This window comes from Bacillus sp. COPE52, from assembly GCF_003355115.1.
Taxonomy (GTDB): domain Bacteria; phylum Bacillota; class Bacilli; order Bacillales; family Bacillaceae_G; genus Bacillus_A; species Bacillus_A toyonensis.
In genome coordinates this window covers 2,522,791-2,548,705 of sequence record NZ_CP031292.1, presented here as the reverse complement: position 1 = coordinate 2,548,705, position 25,915 = coordinate 2,522,791, and the positions used below count along the sequence as shown (strand labels likewise).

The 25,915-nt window shown below is 31.0% G+C and carries 21 protein-coding genes and 1 pseudogene; 6 read left to right on the top strand and 16 right to left on the bottom strand.

All coding sequences use genetic code 11. The annotated features are described in order from the left end of the window. The first annotated feature begins 77 nt into the window (after window positions 1-77). Entirely contained in the window at window positions 78-794 is a 717-nt protein-coding gene (locus DPQ31_RS12575) for an SDR family oxidoreductase (RefSeq protein ID WP_098711580.1), read from the top strand. Window positions 795-990: 196 nt separating this feature from the next. Here DPQ31_RS12575 and DPQ31_RS12570 read toward each other — a convergent pair whose 3' ends face one another. From DPQ31_RS12570 to DPQ31_RS12540, 7 genes are all read right to left on the bottom strand, one after another. Then, complete coding sequence (locus tag DPQ31_RS12570; protein ID WP_098711579.1) at window positions 991-1,803, bottom strand: MerR family transcriptional regulator; 813 nt, start codon at window positions 1,801-1,803, stop codon at window positions 991-993. Between the two features lie 106 nt (window positions 1,804-1,909). After that, window positions 1,910-3,367 (bottom strand): serine hydrolase domain-containing protein, encoded by a 1,458-nt coding sequence (locus DPQ31_RS12565; protein WP_208731983.1) that lies wholly within the window; start codon window positions 3,365-3,367, stop codon window positions 1,910-1,912. Further along, window positions 3,367-3,879 (bottom strand): DUF1700 domain-containing protein, encoded by a 513-nt coding sequence (locus DPQ31_RS12560; protein ID WP_199633425.1) that lies wholly within the window; start codon window positions 3,877-3,879, stop codon window positions 3,367-3,369. Before DPQ31_RS12560 ends, DPQ31_RS12565 begins: the two co-directional genes overlap by 1 nt. Continuing rightward, window positions 3,876-4,217: a PadR family transcriptional regulator gene (locus DPQ31_RS12555; protein WP_000376294.1), complete on the bottom strand. Its 342-nt coding sequence runs from the start codon at window positions 4,215-4,217 to the stop codon at window positions 3,876-3,878. The genes DPQ31_RS12560 and DPQ31_RS12555 overlap by 4 nt, the downstream gene beginning before the upstream one ends. A 409-nt stretch (window positions 4,218-4,626) precedes the next feature. Continuing rightward, window positions 4,627-7,797, bottom strand: a complete 3,171-nt coding sequence (locus DPQ31_RS12550; RefSeq protein ID WP_097958532.1) for an ATP-binding cassette domain-containing protein — start codon at window positions 7,795-7,797, stop codon at window positions 4,627-4,629. A 79-nt stretch (window positions 7,798-7,876) separates the two neighbouring features. Further along, window positions 7,877-8,356, bottom strand: coding sequence for an SRPBCC family protein (locus DPQ31_RS12545; protein WP_000879008.1), 480 nt, complete (start codon window positions 8,354-8,356; stop codon window positions 7,877-7,879). 185 nt (window positions 8,357-8,541) lie between these two features. Further along, a complete protein-coding gene (locus DPQ31_RS12540; RefSeq protein ID WP_208731982.1) occupies window positions 8,542-9,105 on the bottom strand; it encodes a class I SAM-dependent methyltransferase in 564 nt (187 codons plus the stop codon). Window positions 9,106-9,357: 252 nt separating this feature from the next. Between DPQ31_RS12540 and DPQ31_RS29850 the strand changes: the two are divergent. After that, window positions 9,358-9,441 (top strand): annotated as a pseudogene (locus DPQ31_RS29850) (IS3 family transposase); the annotation flags it as partial. A gap of 59 nt (window positions 9,442-9,500) precedes the next feature. Here DPQ31_RS29850 and DPQ31_RS12535 read toward each other — a convergent pair. The 3 genes from DPQ31_RS12535 to DPQ31_RS12525 all read right to left on the bottom strand — a co-directional run bounded on the left by DPQ31_RS12535 (window position 9,501) and on the right by DPQ31_RS12525 (window position 14,164). Beyond that, window positions 9,501-11,453, bottom strand: a complete 1,953-nt coding sequence (locus DPQ31_RS12535; RefSeq protein ID WP_208731981.1) for a SpaA isopeptide-forming pilin-related protein — start codon at window positions 11,451-11,453, stop codon at window positions 9,501-9,503. A 153-nt stretch (window positions 11,454-11,606) separates the two neighbouring features. After that, on the bottom strand, window positions 11,607-12,410 hold the full coding sequence (locus DPQ31_RS12530; RefSeq protein ID WP_208731980.1) for a class C sortase: 804 nt from the start codon (window positions 12,408-12,410) through the stop codon (window positions 11,607-11,609). 92 nt (window positions 12,411-12,502) lie between these two features. Continuing rightward, the gene (locus DPQ31_RS12525; RefSeq protein WP_208731979.1) at window positions 12,503-14,164 is read right to left on the bottom strand and encodes a SpaA isopeptide-forming pilin-related protein; all 1,662 of its coding nucleotides are present in this window, start codon (window positions 14,162-14,164) and stop codon (window positions 12,503-12,505) included. Window positions 14,165-14,742: 578 nt separating this feature from the next. Here DPQ31_RS12525 and DPQ31_RS12520 point away from each other — a divergent pair. Further along, a complete protein-coding gene (locus DPQ31_RS12520) occupies window positions 14,743-15,969 on the top strand; it encodes an AraC family transcriptional regulator (RefSeq protein ID WP_208731978.1) in 1,227 nt (408 codons plus the stop codon). 432 nt (window positions 15,970-16,401) lie between these two features. Here the strand turns inward: DPQ31_RS12520 and DPQ31_RS12515 are convergent, their stop codons facing one another. After that, window positions 16,402-19,074: a M4 family metallopeptidase gene (locus DPQ31_RS12515; RefSeq protein WP_208731977.1), complete on the bottom strand. Its 2,673-nt coding sequence runs from the start codon at window positions 19,072-19,074 to the stop codon at window positions 16,402-16,404. Window positions 19,075-19,586: 512 nt separating this feature from the next. Further along, window positions 19,587-19,961, bottom strand: coding sequence for a hypothetical protein (locus tag DPQ31_RS12510; protein ID WP_001106151.1), 375 nt, complete (start codon window positions 19,959-19,961; stop codon window positions 19,587-19,589). 194 nt (window positions 19,962-20,155) lie between these two features. Between DPQ31_RS12510 and DPQ31_RS12505 the strand changes: the two genes are divergently transcribed. Next, window positions 20,156-20,320, top strand: coding sequence for a hypothetical protein (locus DPQ31_RS12505; RefSeq protein ID WP_208731976.1), 165 nt, complete (start codon window positions 20,156-20,158; stop codon window positions 20,318-20,320). Between the two features lie 551 nt (window positions 20,321-20,871). On the opposite strand, the gene DPQ31_RS12500 is transcribed toward DPQ31_RS12505, so the two are convergent. From DPQ31_RS12500 to yqeK, 4 genes are all read right to left on the bottom strand, one after another. Next, complete coding sequence (locus DPQ31_RS12500) at window positions 20,872-21,720, bottom strand: GNAT family N-acetyltransferase (RefSeq protein WP_087969219.1); 849 nt, start codon at window positions 21,718-21,720, stop codon at window positions 20,872-20,874. 81 nt (window positions 21,721-21,801) lie between these two features. Next, window positions 21,802-22,539, bottom strand: coding sequence for a 5'-methylthioadenosine/S-adenosylhomocysteine nucleosidase (mtnN, locus tag DPQ31_RS12495; RefSeq protein WP_140158459.1), 738 nt, complete (start codon window positions 22,537-22,539; stop codon window positions 21,802-21,804). Beyond that, window positions 22,536-23,210, bottom strand: coding sequence for a DUF3885 domain-containing protein (locus DPQ31_RS12490; protein ID WP_208732096.1), 675 nt, complete (start codon window positions 23,208-23,210; stop codon window positions 22,536-22,538). The genes mtnN and DPQ31_RS12490 overlap by 4 nt, the downstream gene beginning before the upstream one ends. Window positions 23,211-23,223: 13 nt before the next feature. Beyond that, complete coding sequence (yqeK, locus tag DPQ31_RS12485) at window positions 23,224-23,832, bottom strand: bis(5'-nucleosyl)-tetraphosphatase (symmetrical) YqeK (protein WP_199633423.1); 609 nt, start codon at window positions 23,830-23,832, stop codon at window positions 23,224-23,226. Between the two features lie 198 nt (window positions 23,833-24,030). On the opposite strand from yqeK, the gene DPQ31_RS12480 reads away from it, so the two are divergent. Continuing rightward, entirely contained in the window at window positions 24,031-24,726 is a 696-nt protein-coding gene (locus DPQ31_RS12480; protein ID WP_208731975.1) for a response regulator transcription factor, read from the top strand. Further along, window positions 24,716-25,873 (top strand): sensor histidine kinase, encoded by a 1,158-nt coding sequence (locus DPQ31_RS12475; RefSeq protein WP_001243279.1) that lies wholly within the window; start codon window positions 24,716-24,718, stop codon window positions 25,871-25,873. The genes DPQ31_RS12480 and DPQ31_RS12475 overlap by 11 nt, the downstream gene beginning before the upstream one ends. Window positions 25,874-25,915 lie beyond the last annotated feature (42 nt).

Here is a 25,915-nt window from a genome sequence, read left to right as displayed (position 1 = left end):
TCAATAACCATTTTTTAACGAATAATAAAAGCAACACACATTTATTTTTAATTTTATATTAAGGGAGAGGCTTAATCATGTCTTTTACTACATTAAAAGATAAACAAATCGTTATTATTGGTGGAAGTTCTGGTATTGGATTAGCGACAGCAACACAAGCAGTTGAACAAGGCGCACATGTTATTATTGCCGGACGCTCGGAAGAAAAGCTAAAGGCTGCTCAAGAATTAATAAATAACAATCACCTTCAAACTTATGTATTGGATAATCAAAATAAAGAGCAATTACAAAATTTTTTCAAAGATGTCGGGAAATTTGATCATTTATTTACACCGGGGGCTTCTTACACACTTGGACCAATAACCACTACAGAGGAAATTGCTGAAAGTAGCTTTATCGGAAAGTTTTGGCCTCAATATTATGCCGTGAAATATGCCATTCCTTTTCTTTCAAAATCAGGATCTATCGTGTTAATGTCTGGTGCATTTAGCCAAAGGCCACTTAAAGGTGCTCCTGCTTATGGAGCTTGTAATGGTGCTATTGAAAGTTTAGGAAAAGCTTTAGCTGTTGAATTAGCTTCGATTAGAGTTAATGTTGTTTCTCCTGGAACGATACAAAGAGAAAATGAACAAAACGAAAAAAGACTAGCTGTTTATGAAGATTATAAGTCTCTTTCTCTTGTAAAAAGGCCTGGGCATAATGATGAAATTGCACATACTGTCCTGTTTTTAATGCAAAATGAGTTTACTACGGGTAGTGTATTATTTCCTGATGGAGGATACACATATCATTAAATTAATTTTATTCACCTTTATATTATCTTAAGGGCTTTACTTAAAACACAATTTCAATTAGATGAAAAATATTTTTAAGTACCTCATTTATTCTCACATTCAAACTTATAGTGAATGAATCCAACAGACACACCATTTTTCTATACACTTTTGAGTACAATAAAATAAAAAAGGCATAAAATATGCCTTTTTTTGCTTATTTGTTGATTGGATAACAAACCTCTGTAACCCACTTATTAGGATCCGTTTCCATCGCTGGGCTCACATGATAAATATTAAACATTGGGCCTGCTAATTCGTAACCTTCCGTCTCAATCCATTTTGCGGCTGCTTCATTTACGTTTGTCATTTGTTCATAACTTCCGCTTACTGTTATAGAAGCTACTTTGATTGGCTCTATTTTTTGAAAATGAACATCTTTTGTATTTTCATGCTTTCCTAAGATATTTAGCTGTATTTCTATATCCACATCATTTTCTTTGTATTCTTGATCATGGAAGACAGCGATACTATAACTCGGGTGAGCCATACTAATATTTTTCATATGAATTTCTTGCATTAATATACTCCATAAATCGCCTTCACAATTATACGATGGAATAACCTTTCTAACAGTAGCTACATTTCTTTCTGGAATTTTTTTTATTGAAACATGATAGTTCATCTCAACAACATCCTCTCTCATCGTTTTCATTGAGTTTTCGAGGAGACGTAATTGTTTTTGGAGGTTATTCATGTCTTCTTTAATTTGAGTACTACGATTTAGAAATTGCTCCTTTATACTATCCATATTATCGCATTCTATTATTTTTTTAATGGTAGCGATATTAAACCCCATATCTTTAAACGTTTGAATTTGATTTACTTTCTTTAGTTGAGCCGCTGAATAATATCGATAACCACTTTGCTCATCGACTTTTACTGGCTGTAATAGCTCCACTTTATCGTAGTGTCTCAACATACGTATACTAATGGAAGATAATTTTGAAAAATCTCCAATTTTAAACATGGTTTCCTCCTAAAAATTCTGTCTACTTCGAAGCTCAACTTTATTTTAAACAATGACATCGTGTGAGAGTCAACTGTTTATAACAACTTGAATTATAATTCTTTAATTAATTACCTTCTTTCTGCCTTCTTAAGGCAATTAAGATTGATATTAGTCCGTTTACAGCAAATAAGATTATTATAATTCTAGTTAGTAAGGCTACATCTGCTGAAAATACTTCAATCGTATGCCACGGTGAATTTGTGCTATAAGTAAGAAGTGGGATTAAAATAATTGATAATATTAGAAATAGACTCCCTACGAAAAACCAATTGGATTTTTTACGATTTTTCTTATGTTTATATTTTTTATTTAACATAATTGATGTAATGAAAAGTATGAGTATAACTAACGACATAACAATTTGTGTGATTGGGATATTTTTAGGAACTTCATTAGGTTCTTCACCATTCAAAATACTAATAATCCCCTTTTTCAATACCACTAGTGCCCCCTCTTCTAATACATGATTTTTATTCGTTAAGATCACACCACCCCAACCGCTATTATTTAAAATAAACATTTCAGCATGAGCATCGGGGGTAGATCCTGAATGCCAAATCATCGTTTCGTTGTCATTTAAATTCGTTGTTCTTAATCCAAACCCATAACTTTTTTCTGGATTTATTTTATAAAGTGGTGATAAATAAAGGTCAATATTTTCTCTCTTTAAAAATTGATTGTGCTCTTGGCGAGTTAAAAACATAATATATTGAATCATGTCTTCCAAATTCGCGGTAATATAACCATATGGTGCCCCAGCATTATCATAGGACACTACACTTTTTCTTGGTATACCAAACCAAGATTGATAGCCTGTTAAATATCCTTTTTCATATGCACTATCTTTATTTGCTGCCGCACCATTCATTTCTAATGGCTGAAAAACATGCTTTTCCATATATGAAGAATATGTTTCATTTGTTACTTCCTCAATAAGTGCACCTAAAACAATATAATTCGCATTACTATATTGATATATTTCCCCTGGTGAAGCAGTTAATTTTACATTTGAAAGTTTCATTACATTATCTTTTATTGATGTAGAACTTTTTAATTGCTTATCTGATAGCGCTAAACCTTCATATGTATTTATTCCACTCGTATGAGTTAGTAGATGTTGAATTGTTATATTCGAGGTTAATTGAGGATCTTTTAGTTTAAACCAAGGGAGATGTTGTTGAACAGAATCCTCTAATTTTATCTTTTTGTCTTCTATTAACTTTACTATAGCTAAAGCTGTTAAAGATTTACTTATTGAACCGATTGCAAACGGTGTTTTACTAGTTACCTTTTTTTCAGACTCTCCAGTAATTCCCCACGATTTTGCGAAGAATACATCTTTATGATGTACAATTGCAACAGAAGCTCCTGGAATGTTCTGCTCCTTTATAAATTTTTCAATGTACTTATCTAAAGTAACTTTAATATTTTGCTCAGCATAAACTTTTGGATGTACGATACATAATATTAATACATTACAAAGAATACAAATTTGAAATAATTTATAGATAATTTTCTTCATTATACTTTAGATAGCTTTCTTTTTTTATAAATTACTAGGCTAATAAATACTAATACAGAGAGTGTAAAACTAATCATTATTAATACATAGTTCCACCACTGATTCTCTGCTATACGATATAAAAGATTATAATTAAATGAATTTTTACTATGAGTTGAATTATATGATTCAGCTAAAAATATTGAAAGTGTAGTTTGTGAGATGAGGTAAGTAATAAATGCAATGAATATGCCACTTAATAGTAGTGAATTTGATTTTCCATTTTCATTTTGAAATTGTTTCATTTTTACTCGTATATCAATTTCATTTATTTCCAAAAAATCTTGAACAAATAATTGAGGAGTTCCTAGATCGTTTAGACTATCCTCACCATCTTCATGACATTCCTGAAAATGTTCTAATAATTGTCGTTTAATATTTTCCCTTTCTTCTATACTTATATCGTATTGCTTTAATTCTTTAAGTACGTCAGTTAAAAATTGCTGTTCTTTACCTTTTAGTTCATTCCTCATTTCAAAAGGTCTCCTTTCAAACCGCTTTTTAATAATGTTTGAATATCAGATTGCAATTCTAGCCACTCATTAATTTTCTTCTCAAGTCGTATTTTCCCGCTGTCATTAATTTCATAATAAATTCTAACTTTGCCACTGGCTGTTACTTCTTGATATGTATTAACCCATTCTTGATTTTTCAACTTAGTTAAAATGGGATAAATACTTCCTACTCCTTTCAATTTTAAATTGTGTACTTCAAGCTCTTTCATAATTTCATATCCATAACTTTTCTTTCTCGATAAAATCGATAATACACACATTTCTAAATGCCCTTTAATTAAACTTGTTCTGTCCATAGGATAAATTTAACAGAAATATATACTTCATTCAAGTATATATTTCTGTTAAATTTAAAAAATCAGATAATAAAACAAAAAGGTTTATAAACACCCAAAATTAGCACTCATGACCTATATTTATCTCTAATTTTCATTTTTATAATATAATTATTACATAATATATCAACCTTTTATCCCTTTTAGTTTTCATTCTCCCTTCCACTTATACTTCTTTCCATAGTGAGAAATATTGTATGTGGGACATAAAAATACTAAAAAATCCAACTTCTTAATTTTGACATTAAGAAATTGGATCTTCTTTCGTTATTTCGTAATAATCATACTGTGCTATTACATTTACCATTAAGAATACACGCTAAATATTAATTGAGTTAGTGGTTTTAATAACACATAAACTAATAAAATTTTACTTATTAATCTCCAAACATTCATAAACAGCCATCATATCTCGTTTATCCAACTCACGAATACGATTAAAAATCGGTATTTGTGCAACAGCCTCCGTTAATAAACTTTCATCCACAACATCACTAACTGTTCCAGTTAACCATGTTTGCACATCTATGCCATCAACAATTTCTTTAAGCCCTTCATCATTAATACCACTTGCATTACAAGTGACACATGGAATTGTTAATTTAAACACGCCATCATGTAGGTTATCTTCAGTTATAACTTTCTTTCCGTTACAGAATGGACATGGGTTGCTTTTTTTAATTTTATTAATTTGTGTAACTAATTTTTTGTAACCAAATGCTTCGTAAACATATGTTAGTTTTTTATATTTTCCATTTGTGAAATACTGATCTATAATGGTTTCTCTTGTTTCATAAACATTAGAAAAATCACAAATAGTTACTTGATTATTGGCGCTAATGGATTCTATATTCCCTTTAATTTCGTCCCAGAATGGTAAAACATTTTGTAACACTATTTCATAATTTGAAAAATTTGCTTGTCCTAATTCGAACATTTTCAGTGCAACTTGTACTTTTCTTGGCAATAAAGAAACATCTTCCGTCAATCTCATATCTCCACCTATTATAGACTTCAATTTAACGAGTGCCGGTAAATTACCAACTGTGTTCAACACTTCATCCATAGGCTGATTAATTATTTCACGAATATCTGAGTTTCCAAACTTAAGCGATTTATGATGATTTAAAACCGTCCCCTCACAAATTGGACATGTCATGATTTCTTTAGATTCCTTAATTTGTTCTTTAATAGCTGCTTTAGAAATCACAATATATCCACCAATGATCGTATTAAATCCTACCCATGTTCTACGTGTCTTACCTTTCTTATCATAAAATGATTTTTCAAAATACCCGTACCAAAATGTATGTTTTTCCTCTTCTGACATATCATTATAGCTCTTTGATAAATCATGACCGAGTTCATTTTTAATTTCTTCAAATAAAAATTCTATTTTTTCATATTGATAAAATTTCAATACTTTCATGATTTCCGGATCGAATAAACCATCCCAAAATGGAACATTTTTATCTTGTATTGTAATGTCTTTATTAAAGATTTCAATCTTAAGGCGACCTGAACAAGACGGACAGTGATTATCCTGTGAATAAAAATCAAAACTTCTCGTATCTTTATTGGTTGGATGGGAAGCTATAATTTGATTAATTAATCCACCAATCTCATATAAGAAACTATATTGACTATACAAATGTCTTTCAAGATCAATAGCAATTATTGGTGCAATTGTATCAGATTCATATTCGCCATAAATTAATCGGGCCATTGATGATAAACTTTTTAAAATACCACCCTTATAAACGTTTTCAGCATTTTTAAAATAGTTAATATGATTTTCTTTTACATAGTGAATTCCTTCTTTACGCTTTAGCGTTGAAGAAATATGTATTTGCGCAGCCTTTTTCACACTACTCTTTTGACGATAATAATCATTATGACTAATAACATCAAGATGTTCTACAGATTCAAGCTGTCTTTTCCCAAAATCAACAATATAATCCGAACTTTCTAGCATGTAACTATTATGTTCAATCATTATGATTGAGACTGATTCATCTTGTAAAATCCCTCTGACACTATCTATAAATTGATTTAAAATATTTTGTGATAAACCTTTTGAAGGCTCATCAAAAATAAATAAAGTATGTGGGTTTCTTGTGTTGGCAAATAACTCCGACACTAAATGAACACATTGAAACTCACCTGTTGATAATGTTTGTGTTTTTCTTTCTAATGTTAAATAGCCGAGTCCTAATTTGATTAGTAAACTCAAGCGCTTATATGCGATATCTTCATTTGGAAGGTCATCAATAATATCCTCAATTGAACGTTCAAAAATATCATCAATTTCTTCACTATACTTTGTCAGTTTCTTTTTAATATCAAGGAAAGTAGCAACGGTTGATCGACTTGTAATTGACTGATTGCGATCTTGTCCTACCATAACAAGTTTGTCTTTTGGATATCGCTTTTGAAAATCTTTAGCGATACATTCATTAACAAGTGTAGATTTTCCACATCCTGATTCCCCTGTAACAGTTACAAGTCTATTTTTAGGAATCTGAAACTTAGTCATTTGGATATTTCGACAATATAATTCATGGAATGTATAATATTCTGTTGGCATTTCGTTATTTCGTTCTGATAGTAATGGCTTTGGCCTTGGTGATTCTTTCACAATTTTCCCGCCATATTTTCCACTACCAGGTCCAAAGAATAATTGCTCATCAGTTGTATCCAGTACTGTATCTGAATGATCAATGAGCCAAATTTGATTTTTGCACCCTATTTTTTTGATTTCTTCTAATATTTGTAATAATGTTACGTGATCAAGCCCCACAGAAATCTCATCAATAATAATTACTGCATTTTCACTTACTGCCATGAATTCAGCTAAGTAAAGTCGTGTTAATTCTCCACCTGACAACGTACCCATAATTCGATTTAATGTTAAATAGCCAATGTTCATATTAATAATATTTTGTAAAATGTGTTGTTTTGCTTCACTAATATTTAATTCTTCTGCTAATGAAAGAATAGATTCAACACTTAAATCGTTAATATCCGAAATTATATGTGGTGTAGCAAATAACTCAATAGTATGTTGTTCAACTTCTTCACTAAAACGTTTTCCTTTACATTTTTTACACTCAATATTTTTAGTAGTACCACGCCCTTTACAAGCAGCACACCAACCTAGCGGATTATTAAATGAAAAAACCTCAGGAGATAGATTAAATTCTTCAGCAAGTTTTTCACGAATCTCTTTAAAAACACCTGTATGAGTACCAATTGTCGAGCGCGGATTGGAAGAAATCGATGATTTCCCTAGAAAAAGGACTAAAGGCATTTCTTCCATCTTAATAGCACTAAAATTAGTCTCCATTATATTAGGAAATAAATATTGATATTCAGCCTTTGGCAATAAGGAAACTAGACGCTTCTTTGATTCTTCACCAATTGTTTGACAAAGAGTTGTTTTTCCAGATCCAGATAAACCAGCAATACCAAGTGATTTATTAAACGGAATGATAGCATCTAATTTATTTATGTTATTTGCAATTAATTGATTTACTTTCATATTAACCTCTATTCTTATTTTCTTAAAAAATCATTTTCATAATATAATAATTACATAATGAATATTACCTATTATGTAATTATCCTTTCAGTTCATGAATCTTAACCTTGTATTTTTCAAACCATTGTTGCCACTCATCTTTTGGAAATTCTTTCTCTTTTCCTTCTAACACGGAAGAAAAAAGTTCTAAACAAATATGCCAACCAGCAATATCTTTCGGTGTATGATCTGTTAATTCATGAATGAATTCTTTAAGAAGTAATAGGGATCCATTTCCTGCTTTATGTATTTCAAATCGGACACGATCTTTATCCCATTTGAATTCAAGTACTGCATTTAGTTGACACTCTAAAATATCGATATTTAAAAATGAACCATCCATCATATCGAACTTTATCATTCCACCTGTTTTAAGGTTTTCAATCTGCAAATTAGACATCCATTTTTTAAGCTTACTGTTTTCAGTTAACACAGACCAAACTTCCTCTATCGTATAAGGAAATTGGCGTTGAAATTTTACAATATACCCATTAGATTGTTTCTCTATCTCAGCTAACATATTTATTCCCCTCACTCTCGCGCAGAATGTATGTTCTTATTTTACACGAATTTATGCATAAAAGAAATCTATATGGCAACTAAATATTAATTTAATGTGTAGATGACATTTTGAAAATTGATTTATTATAAATAAAAAAGCCGCATTTGCGACTCATGAACTAATACCTACTTTATTCGAATGACTTATCTTTTAATTGCGTCAACAATTAACGATGGAAAACCAAGTTTATCGCCTCGATTCCTAGAATCATACCTTTTCGAACGGAAAATAACCCCGTCATTCGCATCCCAGTCGTTGTAATAAAATTGACCATTTTCATCACAATACTCAAGTAAAACTACCTCAAATCCAGCCGTTTCAAACATTTTCGTTAATGTTTTGTAATTATGAACTATTTTATGACTTGCAGCAGGATGCTTTTTCGGCCCAGGTCCGCCTATTTGAACTATATTTTGGTATGTTACATCCGGAAAAAATGCATCAGGGACGCCGCATCGAATATGACCTGATGGTTTTAAAAATTCATAACAAATTTCAGCTGCTTTTACATCTTCTTCAAACGTAAGATGTTCCCATACATGCTCAGCTAAAATAGCTGAAATGGAATTGTATTCAAATCTTTCTTCCCAAGTGGTATTGTCTAGTAAATTAAGTTCATCTTCTTGCGTTTGAATCCATCCTGGATTATTATTAAACACTCCACCTCCAACTACTACTTTAATTTCATCTTGTTTTATTACCATCATTTTCACCCCGTAAACATTTTGTTTTATTAATATATTATATGTTTACTATAAACTTTCCTGCTTCAACAAATTAAGAAACATATATCCCTCCTCTAATATGAAAGAAAAGTTTAAAGTTGTTTCTGAATGAACTAAGAAGCAAATTGGATTTATTAAATAAAACCATTCAGTCGAATGTAACTTTTCTATTATTCCGTTATGTGGTACTTTAGCGAAAAAATGAATTGTTAAACGTCATAAAAATATAATGATTATTATCACAACAAACGAATTAAGGGGAAATTCAGTAGCATGAGCCCGGTACAATACCGAATTCATGCCATTAAAATTGTCTAATGCAAAATCTGTCTAACATTATGAAAACAGTTCATTATATATACTGTTTTCATAACTATTTACACATGATTTTTCTTAGAGAAATATAACACACCAAACATTACCAAAATACCAAACACATAAAAAATTGTTGTACCGCTGCCACCAGTATTAGGAGTCATCCAATTATTCTTCGCATTTTTTACTGTTATTTTTTGTGTCCTTACTGCCTCTGTAATTTCTACCTCTATTGGATCTCTAAGTAACATATATCCGTTTGGTGCTTTTATTTCTTTAATCGTATATTTTCCTAGTACTAATTGCCTGGAAATCACCTTTCCTTTTTCATCTGTTGTTAATCTAGCAACTTCTTTCCCTTCTTTATTTAACACTTGAAATACAGCACCTTTTATTTTTAAATTGATATCCTTGTCATCAACTTTCTCAATTTCAATTTTCCCACCCGGATCTGGCAATTTCTTATTTCCTATTTTCATTTCTATCACTTTATCTTTTTCTATTTTTACAACTACTTTATCTTTCAATAATTCATAACCTTTAGGCGCTTCTATTTCCACTAGGCTATAGTTTCCTATTGGTAAATCTTTAGATATCGTTTCTCCTTTTTCATCTGTCATTAACTCTCCAACTACTTTTCCGTTTGAATCTTCTATATGAAACTTTGCTCCTGCTAGCTTTTTATTTTTATCATTTGTGTCTACTTTCACCAGCTTTATTTTCCCTATTGGATCTGGCAATTTTTTATTTCCTATTTTCATTTCTATTACTTTATCTTTTTCTACTTTTACAGCTACTTTATCTTTCAATAATTCATAACCTTTAGGCGCTTCTATTTCCACTAGGCTATAGTTTCCTATTGGTAAATCTTTAGATATCGTTTCTCCTTTTTCATCTGTCATTAACTCTCCAACTACTTTTCCGTTTGAATCTTCTATATGAAACTTTGCTCCTGCTAATTTTTTATCATCATTATTACTATCTACTTTTTTTATTTTTATTTTTCCTGTACTAGGCTTGTTCCAATGTTTCCAGTTAAATTTGAAATTGTGAAATTCGAATCCACCAGTTTGTTTCACTACACCGACAAATGCTTGGCCATTAATTGAACCGCCTTTTGTTTCTAGTACAGCATTTGGAGCAAATACACTTCCAACAACACCATACCCCTCTGCTGTGATTTTTTTCGCATTAGGAAATACCCAAATCACTTTCCCATATAGCTCAGTAAACGGTGAATCTGGAGAATAGGGTTGTGATGTAGGAATTATATCTGTAGCCCTTCCTATATTATTCGTGTCATATAGAATAGACCCGTTCTTAAATGTAACCTCTCTTGCATCCGAGTACATAACAATAAAATCTTTGTCCTTAGCATTGGGTAAAAATACATCTCTTATTTCTAAATTTATTTTCCCTGTCAATTCTGATGAAACATAAATATTAGGATTGTTTATCTCTTTTCCGATGCCAAAACTCATATTTGGAATTGGGGTATTCGTTTTATATTGACCTGCATCTTGATTGACTTGGTTCACTATGTTACGGAACTCATTGAATTTCGCATCAATTTCTTGTTTTTCTTTAAAAACAATACGATCATAAGAAGATTGTATTGTACGATCTGGATCACTCTCTTTTGTCATTACGACTATTCCGTTTTGAATGATAAAAGATTCTTCCCTTGATTTCTTAAATTTTCCAGACAATAACAAAGATGGATATCCCCCATCAACCCATTTTTCACCTACTATATTAGATGTTCCCGCTGCAGCACCTACAATCGTATACCCCGATGCATCCATATCACCTTGAACTGCAATTGCTCCTTCAGTGTCGCCACCTACTGCTATATGGTTACCAAAGACAAAAGTATTATAACGCGATATATCACCTAGACCTTCTAAGTTTGTCGTGGATCCATATACTTCTTTTGGTACATATACGACAAAACTTACACTTAACATTAACAAAACAATAAAATGAATACTTACCAGCTTTAATCGTAGCCTCAATTCCTTTGTTCCCACCTTTACCGTATTTTTTCTATAGTCGAATAAAATAAAATTTTTATCAATGAGGATTTACTTCATCCCCTATATACCTTCTTTAGTTATCTCTGAATTTCCGGTCCCACTGCCCATTAATGCAGGATAAATAAATACATTCTATCGAGTTAACCTTTTCTTATAAATTACGACTAGAAACGCACATAACAATAGGATTGGAACTATTACCGTCCACTTATTAAACATAAATACCTCTGTACTTATTTCTTGTTTTTCTTTCTGGTTGAACTCTACACGCTCACCTCGAACGAGCAATCTATTTGTATTTACTCCATAAGGCGTACATGTAATTAATGTTGTATAATCTTTATCTTCCACAATTTTCAAATCGTCCGTTTCGTGTGGTAAAACTACTTTAATTTGAACAACTTTATAAGCAAGAATTTTGTCTAAAGAGTGAATATAAAAAAGATCTCCTTCACTTAACTTATCTAAATCTGAAAATAACTTTGCTGATGGTAAACCACGATGCCCGGTTAAAATAGTGTGCGTATTCTCACCACCTACCGGGAGTGACGAATAATCTAAATGCCCTATCCCCCGACTCAATGCTTCTTCAGAGGTACCTTGATAGATTGGCAGTTTTATTTTAATTTTCGATATTTCAATATACCCCATTACATCACCTAAATTTAACGCATCGGCATACGCTTGTTGATTACTATTTTCCTCAGCAAATGGATCTGCAAATGTTTGCGTGGAAGTTTGGACTTGTTTATTATAGTCGGCTGCTTCTTTTTCCCTACGTTCAATTTCTTTCTTTTGTAGCACTTTAATCTTCTTATCATAAGAACTAATCTCAGAATAATGAGCACGAGTCGCCAACCAATTACTAATAGTAGGATATAAAAAAATACCTAATCCAAATAGAAAAATACCTCCTAAAACAAGATTTCGTTTCATATTTCCACCTCTGTATATACTAAAATATCGAAAAGAGGAAAGCATTTTGCTTCTCCCCTTTTCACATCACATGGTTACATGTTCCTAGAACTTTATTTATTAGCAAATTTTTTTCTAAAGAAAACAAACGCTGCTGTAACCATTAACGTAAGGCCTAGTACAGTAAAAAGAGTCGTGCCTATACCACCGGTTACTGGAAGAATCCATCCACTTTTATTATTTTCTATCGTTAATTTAACCGTTTGATTATTTTCGCTAACCTTTACATCAATTGGGTCTTTTAATAATTGATAAGAAGCTGTTTTACCATCTTCTTTTGTATATGTTGGTGCTTTTGTTTCAAAAATTTGATAGTCTCCGTATGGAATGTTAGACCACTTAATAACACCATTTTCATCTGATACACCTATTACTTCTTTTCCTGCTACAACAACTATTTTCCCATTTTTATCTTTAAGTACAAACTCTGCACCTTTTAATTTCTTCTTATTATCACCATCAATTTTTGATAACTCAATAATTCCAGTTGTCGGAACAACAACTACTGGTTTAGATTCTTTTTCTCCAATTACATCATTTTTATTTGTAAAATCAATTTTTGCTATATTTAAAATTTCCGAACTAGATGGTACTCCTTCTTTTACTTGTGATTTAATTTGTAAATGAAATTCTTTTTTACCATCTAATTTTGTAAAATCTTTTACTGTAGCTGTTACTTTTTGACCTTCTACAGCTACATCTACAACGCTTGCATTTACTTCCGCTCCATCAATCTTCACGATTGGCTTTCCTTGCATCACTAATCGATTGTCCAAAGTATCTGTTACCACATATTTTTTGTATTCTTTAATGTCTTCTGGAATTAATGTTTTAATATCATAATTGTAATTAGTTAACGGATTTATTGGTAACGCTTCCAAATTACCATTAATCTTTTTATCAATAGTTGGTTCTTCATAGTTTTTCAATTCTACTTTAACTACTGTACCAGAAGTAATTGTTCCATCTTCATTAATTGTTCCTGAGTTCTTAATAAAAAACTCGCGTTTAGTTGGATCTATTACATAGCCTTTCGGAGCTTTTGTTTCTTGGAAATAGTATTCTCCATACTCTAATCCTTGCACACGAATATGACCATTAGCATCCGTTACTAAATCTTTTTTCACTTCTGTTCCATCTTTTTTAAATACAGAGAATGCTGCACCCGCTAATGCTTTATCGTTTGCACCAGTTTTTATTAAATCAACTGCACCGCGTTTAATCTCATTTTTTGGATACATATGAACATCATAGTTTAACACCTTACCCTCTTTATTCGTTAATGGAATATCTACTGTATACGTATTTGGATTTAGGTTAACATGTGGAGGGCCTGCCACCTCTTTCACTTCATAACGTCCTAGCGGAAGATCTTTTAATACAGCTTGTCCGTTATCATCAGTTACTACTTGAGATGGAGTTGCCCCCGTTACAGGTTTCACAGCTTCTTTCACGATTTTCCCATCATTTGAAATTTTTTCAAACGATGCAACCTTTTTTACTTCAAACGTTACACCTTTTAACGGTTTCGCATTTGTTGGCACCTCTTGATTTGCGGAACCATCACCTTCTACTCCTGTTGTTCCTTCTTTTTCTTGTTCATACTTATGAATCGTTAAAGAACCTTTGGTTGGTGAAGCTGCCTTTACTAATACACTAGACCACGCTGAAAACGTTAAGAAAACAACTAGAAGCACACTTAATATTTTTTTCATTTCTCTATTATCCCCTTTACTACTTCTATCATTTTAAAAATCTATTTTTTACTATTACCATCTAAAGGTGCAATTGTGTACAAAGTATTAGCCTTGAACGAATAACATAAAACATAGTTGTCTCAATACCCCATTGTTTACAATCACTGATTCACTGTTCTTATTTCTACTATTACGTTGTCTCCCCGTATGATATATGTAATTTTCTCTCCTACATTTCACTTATGTCTCTACTTCAAAATAATAGTTATTGTTGCATAGTAGCTTTCGTCGCTATTTTTTACTAATTACTTAGCGTCAATTCGTTAATCTCCCCCTCTTATCTCTATTTGAATCCAATCATAAACATTTTTTGATACATGTTAGCGTAACTAGCAAATAAGTGTGATGATTCATATTTTATGCTACTTCCCAAAACTGTTACCTGTATATTCAAATAATATGTGCTATTCATGTTAAATTATGGTATTATTCTTAGAAGTTTATAATTTTTATTGATAAAGTTTTTCCGTTTCTACTTATGAAAAAAGGAATATGTGTTTATTCAACTATCACGCACAACTGTAAGGAGGAAGAATATGACTAAAAAGCTCAGTCTAGTTGAGATAGAGTACATTTGCAATATGTTTTTCCAATCTTTTGAAGTTCCAGTTTGTTTTTTAGATTGCAACAAAAATATTCTTTTAGCTTTTACATCAAAAAATGATTCACTTTCATTGTATACATCAAAAATAGAACAGTTACATATGCTTTATCAGAGAAATGATTCATATAATTCTCCCATCTTCAGGACTCACCAACATCTAGGGCACTTCATTTTAATTCACATAAAGAGCGATTATATGGTGAACGGCACTGTTATTATTGGACCTGTAACAGATGTAAGCTTTTCTAAAAACGAAACGGATAGCAGCTTTCATTTTATGGCGAATTATAAAAAAACAAGAGACTATTACTTTTCATTGTCACTCAAAGATCAATATTTCTTTGTAAATATGGCGATTTTGTTCCATAACATTCTTTATAAAAAAATTTCAAATGTAAGTACCTTTGCCAATAACAGTGACTCATTTCATGTAAGTCCTAGCAGTATCTTAAACGAAAATGTATATATTTCAATGCAAAAAAACGAATCTTTCTGTCATAATTTTTATTTAGAGCAACAACTACTTGGAGCTATAGAAAACGGGGATAAAGAAACAGTACTCAAATATTATTATGTATTTCAACAAGAGATTCTTTCATCCTTATCTTCATTCCATCAATTAAGAAGACATAAAAACATTTGTATTTCATCCATTACACTTGCTACTAGATATGCGATAAAAGGAGGGCTTCCATCTGGGATTGCTTACAAGATTTATGATCTACACATCCAAAGAACAGAAAATTTAAAAGACAAAGAATCTGTTTGGCATTTATTAAAAAATGTTTTCTGTACTTTTGCAGACCGTGTGAAGGCACAAAAAACACAGCAATATTCACAAACTATTGCTATTTGCAAAAACTACATTTTCAAAAATATTTACAATCCAATATCTGTTAAACAACTTGCTACATTTTCAAACGTGAATTCGGATTATTTATCTATATTATTTAAAAAAGAAGTTGGTATTTCATTAAGTGAATATATTCAGCGTGAACGAATCGAAGAAGCAAAGAAATTATTAACTTTTACAACCTATTCCTTATCTGACATCTGTGCTTCACTCAATTTTACTGATCAAAGCTACTTCACTAAAATTTTTAAAAAATTCACTAACGAAACGCCTGGTAAATACAGGAAATCTCATGTTGTCATATAGGTGAAACTTCCATTAATACAAAGTGTTTTCAGTAATTAATGAATGGCTATTTAAAACTACTCTAACATTCATGAACTTTACGATTCAGGCTATTTTTAAACAACAAAAACACGTTACTATTTTTAATGAGAATAGTAACGTGTTTTTTACGTAATATATTTCTGTAGACAGAATCACATCCAAGTGCAAAGTTTTATGGAAGCCAAATGTACCACTTAACTACTAACATCTTAGTAAGTAATAACTTCATCTAAACATTATTGTGTGTAAAAAAAAGCCAAACTATTTTTCAGTTAGTGACATTCGCCCTTCGGTACCGATAATATAATTTACACTTAAGACAAACTGCCTTTTTTGTTTTACTTATTTTTCACTTTATTTTTTCTGGATTATGAATTCTTTTCTTCAAACGAATGATGCCTATGCCTGCCATTATTTTTGTATCTTTCTACATTTACGAACCAAAGTGAGTACTGTTGCTGCAATAACCATCAACATGCCCATTATTGCACTGTTAGTTGTACTTGCACCCGTTTTTGGAAGCTCTTTATATGTATATTCTTTTTTATCATAATTACTATTGTTTGATATATTACTATTACTAGCAAGACCATTAGCTTTGCTAGTCTCTTTATCTTTCACTAGTACTTTTTGTATTGCCTTTACCTCATTACCTACGGAATCTTTGACACTATATATTATTTCATAAGTATCAGCTTTAGATGTATCTACTTTACCATCAACTTTTACTTTAGAAGTAAGGTCATCGTTCTTTTTATTAGTAGCTGATACTCCTACCATTGGGTCAAATTGATCATTCTCATTAATTGTAGTTGTAGCAGGTACTTTTAGTATTGGGTTGTCATTTTTAACTTCTTCTCTAACTTTAACCGTTACAGTTTGTTTCGCAGTTACTTCATGACCTTTAGAGTCTGTAACTGTGTATGTTAATGCGTAAGTACCAGCTTTAGATGTATCTACTTTACCACCAACTTTTACTTTAGAAGTAAGATCGCCATCTTCTTTATCAATAGCTAATACTTCTGTCATCGGAACAAATGAATCTCCTACATTAATAGTCACTCCAATAGGCGCTGTTAATTTAGGCTCTATATCTAATATTTCTTCATTTTTCTCTACAATTACAGTCTGCGTATCCGTTGCATTCCCCCCTTGGGAATCGACAACCAAGTAGTTCACAATGTATTTACCTGGTTTAGATGTATCTACATCGCCTTTATGCTGTACTCTATTTGTTAAATCACCATCTTCTTTATCAGCAGCTGTTACATTTCTCATCGGGTCAAACGTATCACCTACACGTAGTGTAATTGTAGACGGTACAGTTAACTCTGGGACTTGGTTTTCGGCAGTTTTTTCGTTTTCTTTCACTGCTCCCTTAATTTTTGCTGCATCAAAAGCTTTTTGGACCGCTTGAACCTCAATTGAGTTCGCTCCATATTTGTTTGTTGCAACTTTAAGGCACGCTAATCTCAATTCTGAGAAATTAGAAGTCATGTTCAATTCATCAGTATTTGCATAGTAGAAAATATCAAACATTTTATCTTCACCAATACCATTTACAGTTACACCATTATGAGTACCACCTTGAGCAATTAAATACGCAACTTTATTAATAATACTTGAGTTGAAATGAATGCCTCCATTATCCTCTCCATTTAAATCATTATATTTACTATAATCATCTGGATATGGTACTCCATTTGAATAATTGATTGAAGATGGATTTTTCATATTACGGAAAACCGATCCAGTTTGTTCTCCTGTTGTCCAGTTAAATTCCCCGTTATTTATGTATTTCTCAATAGCCGTTCCCATAATATCAGATAACGCTTCGTTAATTGCACCAGATTCTCCGAAAAATTCAAGGTTAGATTCGCTAGAGGTAACCGCATGTGTAAATTCATGGCCCACTATATCGAACGCTTTCACCATGGGGTCACCATATATAAGCATACTAATATTATTAATATTAGCACTAAATGCATTCTCCCAATTTTTAGGGTTATTTGTTCCTCCAGAATCCCATGCATGTACAACTGATACTACTTTTTTTCCCTTATTATCAAAACTATTACGCTTGTATTTATCTTTATAAAAATCATATACCTTTGTTGCTAAAAAATGAGCACTTACCGCCTTTGGATCAGTAAATGTTGGTGAAGTGCTAGTTACTAATATACCAGGATAATATTTTTCTTCATTTGTAATATCTCTATAATTTACATCATATGTCTCAATTCCTTGCCCTCTTGTGTAATCAGCAAGAGCATATTTCCCATTACTTTGTTCAGAAATACCAAAAGTGCGAGTTATAGCTAAATCATCTTTTCCTGTTCCAGTTAGTGATACGAAATTGTTTTTTCTACTTTCCTTTAAAGGTTCAACATGCTCTTCACTTACTTTTAAACCTGATTCTTGTACCATATTTTTCAACATTTCACCATTATCGGCATTCACTAAATAAGTTCCAGATACATAGCTTGGTGTTGCAGCAGCAAATGTAACTTGATATGCATTTGAAGCTTGTCCATTATTTTCATCCACAAAAATAACTTCCTTAACTTCTGGTTCAGAAATGAACTTGATATCGCTCCCGTACTTCGTATAAATATATTGTTTGGCTTCTTCTTTTGATAGCTTAATAGGCTTTTTCAAATCTTCTTGTTTTAAATTTTGCGCGCTATCGCCTGAAACACTTTTAATAACACCCTTATTATCTACGTGTGCAGTTAATTGATGGCCATATACTTCTTTTCCTTCGTATGTTTGCTGCATACGTACGAGTGTAGTCCCATCATACGAACCACGTTTTTGAAAGACTTTATAATCTACTCCTGTTTCTCCATTGACTTGCTTTGGAGAAAGCGCTTGTTCTGTTTTCTCCTTAAGTGCATCCTTTACTACATTTTCTGGTGTCTTTTGTGACGGTTGAGTAAGTTCACCTGAGCGGAACGATTCCTCCTTCATTTGAACTTGTAGTTGATCTGTTTCCTCTGCATGACCTATTCCGTATGGCGCTACAGCTGTTAAAGCCAATCCTGTTGTTAATGCAACTATAGCTATTTCTTTTTTATTTTTCATGATATTTACCTCTTATAATTTCCTAAAATATAAAACTGTTAAAAATTATACTATTCATTCGTATCAAAAAAAGAAAATAAAAAGCATATAAAATTAAACAAAATCGCATAATTTAATGACGTTAATTCATTATTTAAATATAGTTATTCTAGAGAAAATCACTGCTTTTAATGAACTTTTTTATAGATATATATAAGGTTCGATAAATTAAATTTCACGTGTAAATTCTCTTTTTTTTAAAGATCCAGTTTGAGTTTTCTAAGGTTATCATAGCAAATAAGCCCTAGTAGGTTTCTATTTTCAGATCTTTCTATTTTAATTTTCATCAATAAATGAAGTCATATAAAAGTGAATTGTGTAACACAATATATTAATTACAGATATAAAGCATATTATAAAAAGGTGACTTCTGTAATCAACAAAAGTCACCTTCTTACAATAGATTCGCAATACATATTATCCCAAAAATGTTTATAATGTATAATTTCTATGTAACAAAGAAAAATAATTTATTAACGAGCATTTTCCAAAACTTTTATTAGGTCATTTATATTTTCAATTTTCTGTTGAAACTGATCAAATTTGCTATGTAGCAATGAAGGATTTTTATCTTCTCTTGAAATAACTTGTTTTAATTCGTGCTCTAATTTATCATACGCATCAAAGAAATTATCAAATTCTACACTTACAAGCTCGTCATTTTCACGATAAAATCTTTTTGCTTCTATATAAGTCATATATGATTTATTTAAAAATCCTAATGAAATTAAATATTTAGAAGTGTTTTCTTGATAAATAGCAATATCACATGCTGTTTTAATATCAGAATAAGTCTTTTGAATAAAACATTGTAATTCAAGAATCTTAAACTTTAAACCATAATTCATTTCATTCCCTCCCATCCTATCTATTCTACATAAAATAATAATATTTTACAAAATAAAATATTATTATGAAAGTGACATTTAAAAAGATAACGAAAGAAGAAACAAATTCAAACTTTTCAATCCTTACTTTTAATCTTCAAATAATCTTTTAATTGTTATATAATAAATTAAATATATAATTAGGAGTAGATATAATGCCAGAAACATTAGAACTCATTCTTTTCATACTTATAGCAATTAGTGCTGTAGGTTATCTAATAAAAGAAATTCAAAAACCTGAGAAAAGAACGCTTGGAATTTCACTAGAATTTTTAGTTTTTTTCTGGTCAATATGGAGAATATCGACTATCATAATTTAATTTATATAATCCCTCTCCTCTCGATAAACCTTACTATTCAATCAATACTGTAAACAACTCATTTCTTAAGCATATGTCTTTAATGGAGCAGCTACCTTTTGCTAGCTGCTCTTTTCTTTCTAACCATTATACACAAATTTTCATATAATATAGTCATTCCTTTCTTATAAATTAAGCTCGTCACTTCGGTTATAAAAATGGGATTATATCCTATAATTTTTTTTAGAATCATCCATAATTTATTTCTGAAAAAGTGCTTTGTTTTACTGAAAGGTGGTTGCGGAAACAACCGCCTTTTTATTTTCAAAAAAATCTAATTTCCAAAAAACTATCCACTGCTTTCTGGAACAGTTTTATAATTTCTAACCTGCTTCCTCGTTTCTAATTCAATATGTAATCTCTCGTTATTTTACTGTCACTTTATAAATAACCTTCTAATAAAAAGACCTCCACATATAGTATGTTGGGACTTATTCACGGATTATATATGAGAAATATTTTACGCTCATAGTGAAAAAATAAAAAGCGCAAAGAATAATTCCTTCCGCTTTTTATAACAATAAATACATTTCATATTGTGCTAAAGAATTCTTTTTAAACCCAGATTTCTTTAAAAACCCTTCCAGTAAACTGTTGTTTGGAAAACTAATAGATAAACTTGATAAATTCGATTCTACTCTTGCTACTTGTAATAATTTCATCCCAATCCCAATATTTCTATAATCTTTATCTACGAAAATATAACTAATTTTACCTTGTTCATTTACACATACAGAGCCTTTTAAATCATTATCAACATATGCACCGTAATACGTATTATTTGTTTTTTCAATGTAATCAATATCATTTTGCCAATTTATATGGAAGTTAAGCCATTTCTGAATTTCAAGTTTAAATGTTTGAAATTCTAATCTTTGTACTTCAATATTTTTATTATCTTTATTTGTTAATTTAGTTACATCATTTAAATTATAATAAGAAAGATCATACACTTTTTCATAACCTAATTTGTTATAAAATTGAATCGCCCTATCATTACCTACAATAACTTCAAGAAAAAGTTGCTGGCATTCATTTTGTATCGCTTCTTCTTTATGTAGCTCAAATAACTTTTGACTTACTCCAATGCCGCGAAACTCTGGATGAACAGCTAATGTTCCACAACGCATTGTTTTTATAGTTTCATAAACCTTTATACCACCAAGTATTATGCCAACAGATTTGTCACCATCTAAAGCAAGAAAAGAGTGTTCTAGCGAGTTACCTTCTGGTCCAAAAAATCTTTGTATAAAATCTTCTTTTGAAACATCCATTTTAATGATGTAATCTGAAAATCCATCCTTAAAAGCTCCATACACTAAATCTATACTTACTTCACTACATCTTTTATATTGAATCATATAAATATAATCCTCCACTTTGGCTTGTTATATACTACATTCAAATACATGAAATGAATTCCTTTCACCAGGATCTTTTAACTATTTATTATTTACTACAGTAATCTCATAAACACGTAAAAAAGCAATTAAATGCTCACATGCTCGTTCACATGCTAACATTTTAAAAACCTTTTGTTCTTCTTTCGTTTTATCATTCGCTTGATCTGAAGCAGCTTTTAAACATAAAAATGGTTTTTTATTTATATGACATACGTAAGCGAAAGCAGCGACTTCTTGATCAACCGCCAATGCTCCGTATACAGTATGCAGTAAATATCTCATTTCGGAACTACGAATACGCTGATCTCCAGATAAGAACGTACCGAAGTGAACTGGATCATAAGATCGTATTTTTTTTATTTTTCTTACAATTGACTTTGTTGTTTCAATAGGTGTTGTTCTACCATCATATAAATTAAAAACATCTTCCCCTGAACCAGCAGCAGTAACATCGTGTTGTATTGCATTAAGTGCTACTACAATGTGACCATTTTTTACCTTATTTGATAAACTTCCGCATATTCCTGTCATAAATAGCTCGTCCGGCTGAAACTCACTTATTAATAATTGTACACAACTAGCACAACTTACTTTGCCAACACCAGTTATTGCTGAAATAATTTCCAGGTCATTTATATAATGAAAATGAAATTCCCAAGCTGCTCTTTTTTCGATGCGTTCACTCGGATAATGTTGATGCAAATACGTAAGTTCTGGTTCCCATGCGGATACGATTGCGATACGTTTCATTACACACTTCACTTCCCCTACTGTCATTTAAATAAGCTATCTATACTTTCTCGTTCATAAACTGGAATCCACTCTTTGTATTTTTCATATAAGCCTCGTATTATTTCTTTATTCTTCGCAATGACTTCACATCCTCTATCATCATAAATAAACATGACAATATCTTTCGTTGCGTTAATGAGAAATACGTCTGGATAAAAAATCTTTTTTTTGCTTCCAAAACGAGGATAAAGATTTGGAAAATCCTCATGATTAACAGCTTGAATAAGTGGTTCATATTTAATATCTTCCGCAAGACATTTTAAAGAAAATTGAGATGTACAATATAAATCTGCTTCTTCATCTTTAAATAGAAAAGGTAACGTTTCTTGTCTTATACGAAACTTTAAATCTCTCTTTTTAATATATTTATTGTATATATTTATTTTCTGTGGAGTTTTTATATTTTCCTTTTTAAACCGATAAACATTTGCTACTACAAACACTACATCTTCTTTTAAAAATATATCTTCAAATAAGTATTTATTATATGTATATAGTTGAGAGAAGTATTCCATATTTAAATCGTCGGTTCCTTCTACAATTTGATATTTATCTTTCCCAAAATCAAAATGTAGATGATTTTCCCACTGAGAGTATATGGACGGTACTAACGTAACTCCTGGAAATGTTTGATTCATATATTCTTTTAACTGCATTTTCATATCCTTTCTACTCTACAAGTTCTTTTAAATACCAATAAGCTTCTTCTAGCCACGGATGTATAACTTTCAATGTATCTTTTCTTTCCCACAAATATGAAATATATACAAAAGCAGCATGTTCTAAAGATTTTTCTAATCCATTTTTTATATCTACTAAGTATGATGGTGTCCCATTTTGATCCCACTCTATTTTATCTGCAACAAATAACACTAAATCCATCTTCGTTGCATGTTTACGCAATGTTGTATGGCAACAAATTGCACCTAAAATCTCTTCATCTTCCACTTTAAATATCTCTCTTGCGATTACTTTCGATAGTTTTTGATGAATAATCATTGGAAATTTCCGTTCTTCTTGTAATATTTCGATTCCAACTGCTTCGGCAACTTTAATCCGGTCCTCATTCGGAAAGATTGCACTTATATCATGTAAATACCCTGCAATTTCTGCTTTTTCTTCATTTTCATGAAACATTATCGCTATTTTTCGCGCTTCATTTGCCACACGAATTGAATGATGATATGTAAATTCTTTATCGTACTTTAATAGAAACTCTTTTATAGAGTGTTCTATTTTCCCAGTTGGAGTAAATGAACATATTTTATTATATAACACGTTAATCTCCTCCTTATTACGTCCCTTCAATATAATAGGAAATTCAAATAATTCTTCTATTGTTAATTCGTTATGAATGCTTTAATTCCTTTTTAATACGTTACATGAAATTTTATGTAAAATCATTGCTACAAAGTACATAAATGTTTGTTATTATAGTAGTGTTGATGATTTGTAAGGAAAGGAACTAACTATATAATGAATAAAAGCATATTAATTATTGATGATGATAAAGATATTGTAGAGTTACTCGCTGTTTATTTACGAAATGAAGGATATAACATTTTTAAAGCTTATGACGGTGATGAAGCAATACAAATGATATCTGCATATGAAGTTGACCTCATGATTTTGGACATTATGATGCCAAAGCGAAATGGATTAGAAGTTTGTCAGGAAGTGCGTGAAAATAATACTGTACCTATCCTTATGCTGAGTGCAAAGGCTGAAGACATGGACAAAATATTAGGGCTTATGACAGGTGCAGATGATTATATGATTAAACCGTTTAATCCACTAGAATTAGTCGCTAGAGTGAAAGCTTTGCTGAGAAGATCCACTTTCCAAAACGCTACTACTCAAAAGAAAGACGATGGTATCATCCGTATTCGAACAGCTGAAATCCATAAGCATAATCATACTGTTAAAGTAAATAATGAATATATTAAACTTACATCTATTGAATTTGATATTTTATATTTACTAGCGAGCAATACAGGAAGAGTATTTAGTTCCGAAGAAATATTCGAACGTGTTTGGAATGAAGATGGTTATGGCTCAAATAAAACTGTAATGGTTCATATTAGTAATTTACGGGATAAACTTGAAACAGTAATGAATGGAGAAAAATTTATTCATACTGTTTGGGGAGTAGGCTATAAAATTGAGAAATGAAGCATTTGATATTTTAAAAGATATCCCAAAATGGAAGATAATTTTTTGGTTTTTATTAGCTATCACTCTTACACCTATTACTGAATTAATTATATATCGCCTCATTACGAGTGTAATCGAGAGTTCACTTACTCTAACCGAACTCGGTAAAGAATTCATTCGGATTTTTGGTTATGAAAAGTATAAAGGGATTAAAGAATCTTTATGGATGATGATTGTTTCTTATTTATTTTTATTTTCTATTTTTTCATCCTATCTATATATTTTTTATCGTCACGAGAGAAAGCTTTACTATGAAACTTGTATTAAAAAAATGATAGAAGAGATTCGTTATATTGCAAATGGAAATTTCAATCATAAAGTTTCCATCGTAAATCATAATTATTTAGAAGAGTTAGCGACTGGGGTCAATCAAATTGTTGAACAATTAAAAGAGTCAATTGACGAAGAAAGACAGGCAGAACAAGCAAAAAGCGAACTAATTACAAATGTATCACATGATTTACGTACTCCCCTTACATCAATAGTTGGATACGTGAATTTAATCCATCATGATAATTATAGAGATGAAGTGGAATTACGTCATTACATACAAGTCATTTATGGTAAAGTAACACGTCTAAATGCATTAATGAATGACTTGTTTGAATACACCCGTGTTCAAAATAAAGAGTTAAGTTTATATTCTGCTCCCATTGATATTGTAGAGCTACTTGGACAATTAACTGTTCAATTCCGAATACAAGTGCAAGAAGCAAATATTGAATGCCGCCCTTCTTTCCCCTCTCAAAAACTCATGGTATTAGCTGATGGAGACAAATTAGTGCGTGTATTTGAAAATCTTATTATAAACGCTATCGCTTATGGAAACGAAGGTGGTTATATTGACCTTACCGCTTATGAAAGCAATAATATGATTACAATTGATATAACAAATTACGGACAACCTATTCCTAGTACAGATTTACCTCATATTTTTGAACGTTTTTATCGTGTTGAAAAATCACGTTCAACAAACACTGGTGGATCAGGACTCGGATTAGCAATTGCAAAAAGTATTGTCGAACTGCATAAAGGAACGATTGAAGTATATAGTGATGACAAGAAAACAACTTTCACTGTAAAACTACTACCATATAAAAATTAATACACCATAATTTTAGGTTCAATTTCTAATATGATAAGAAAT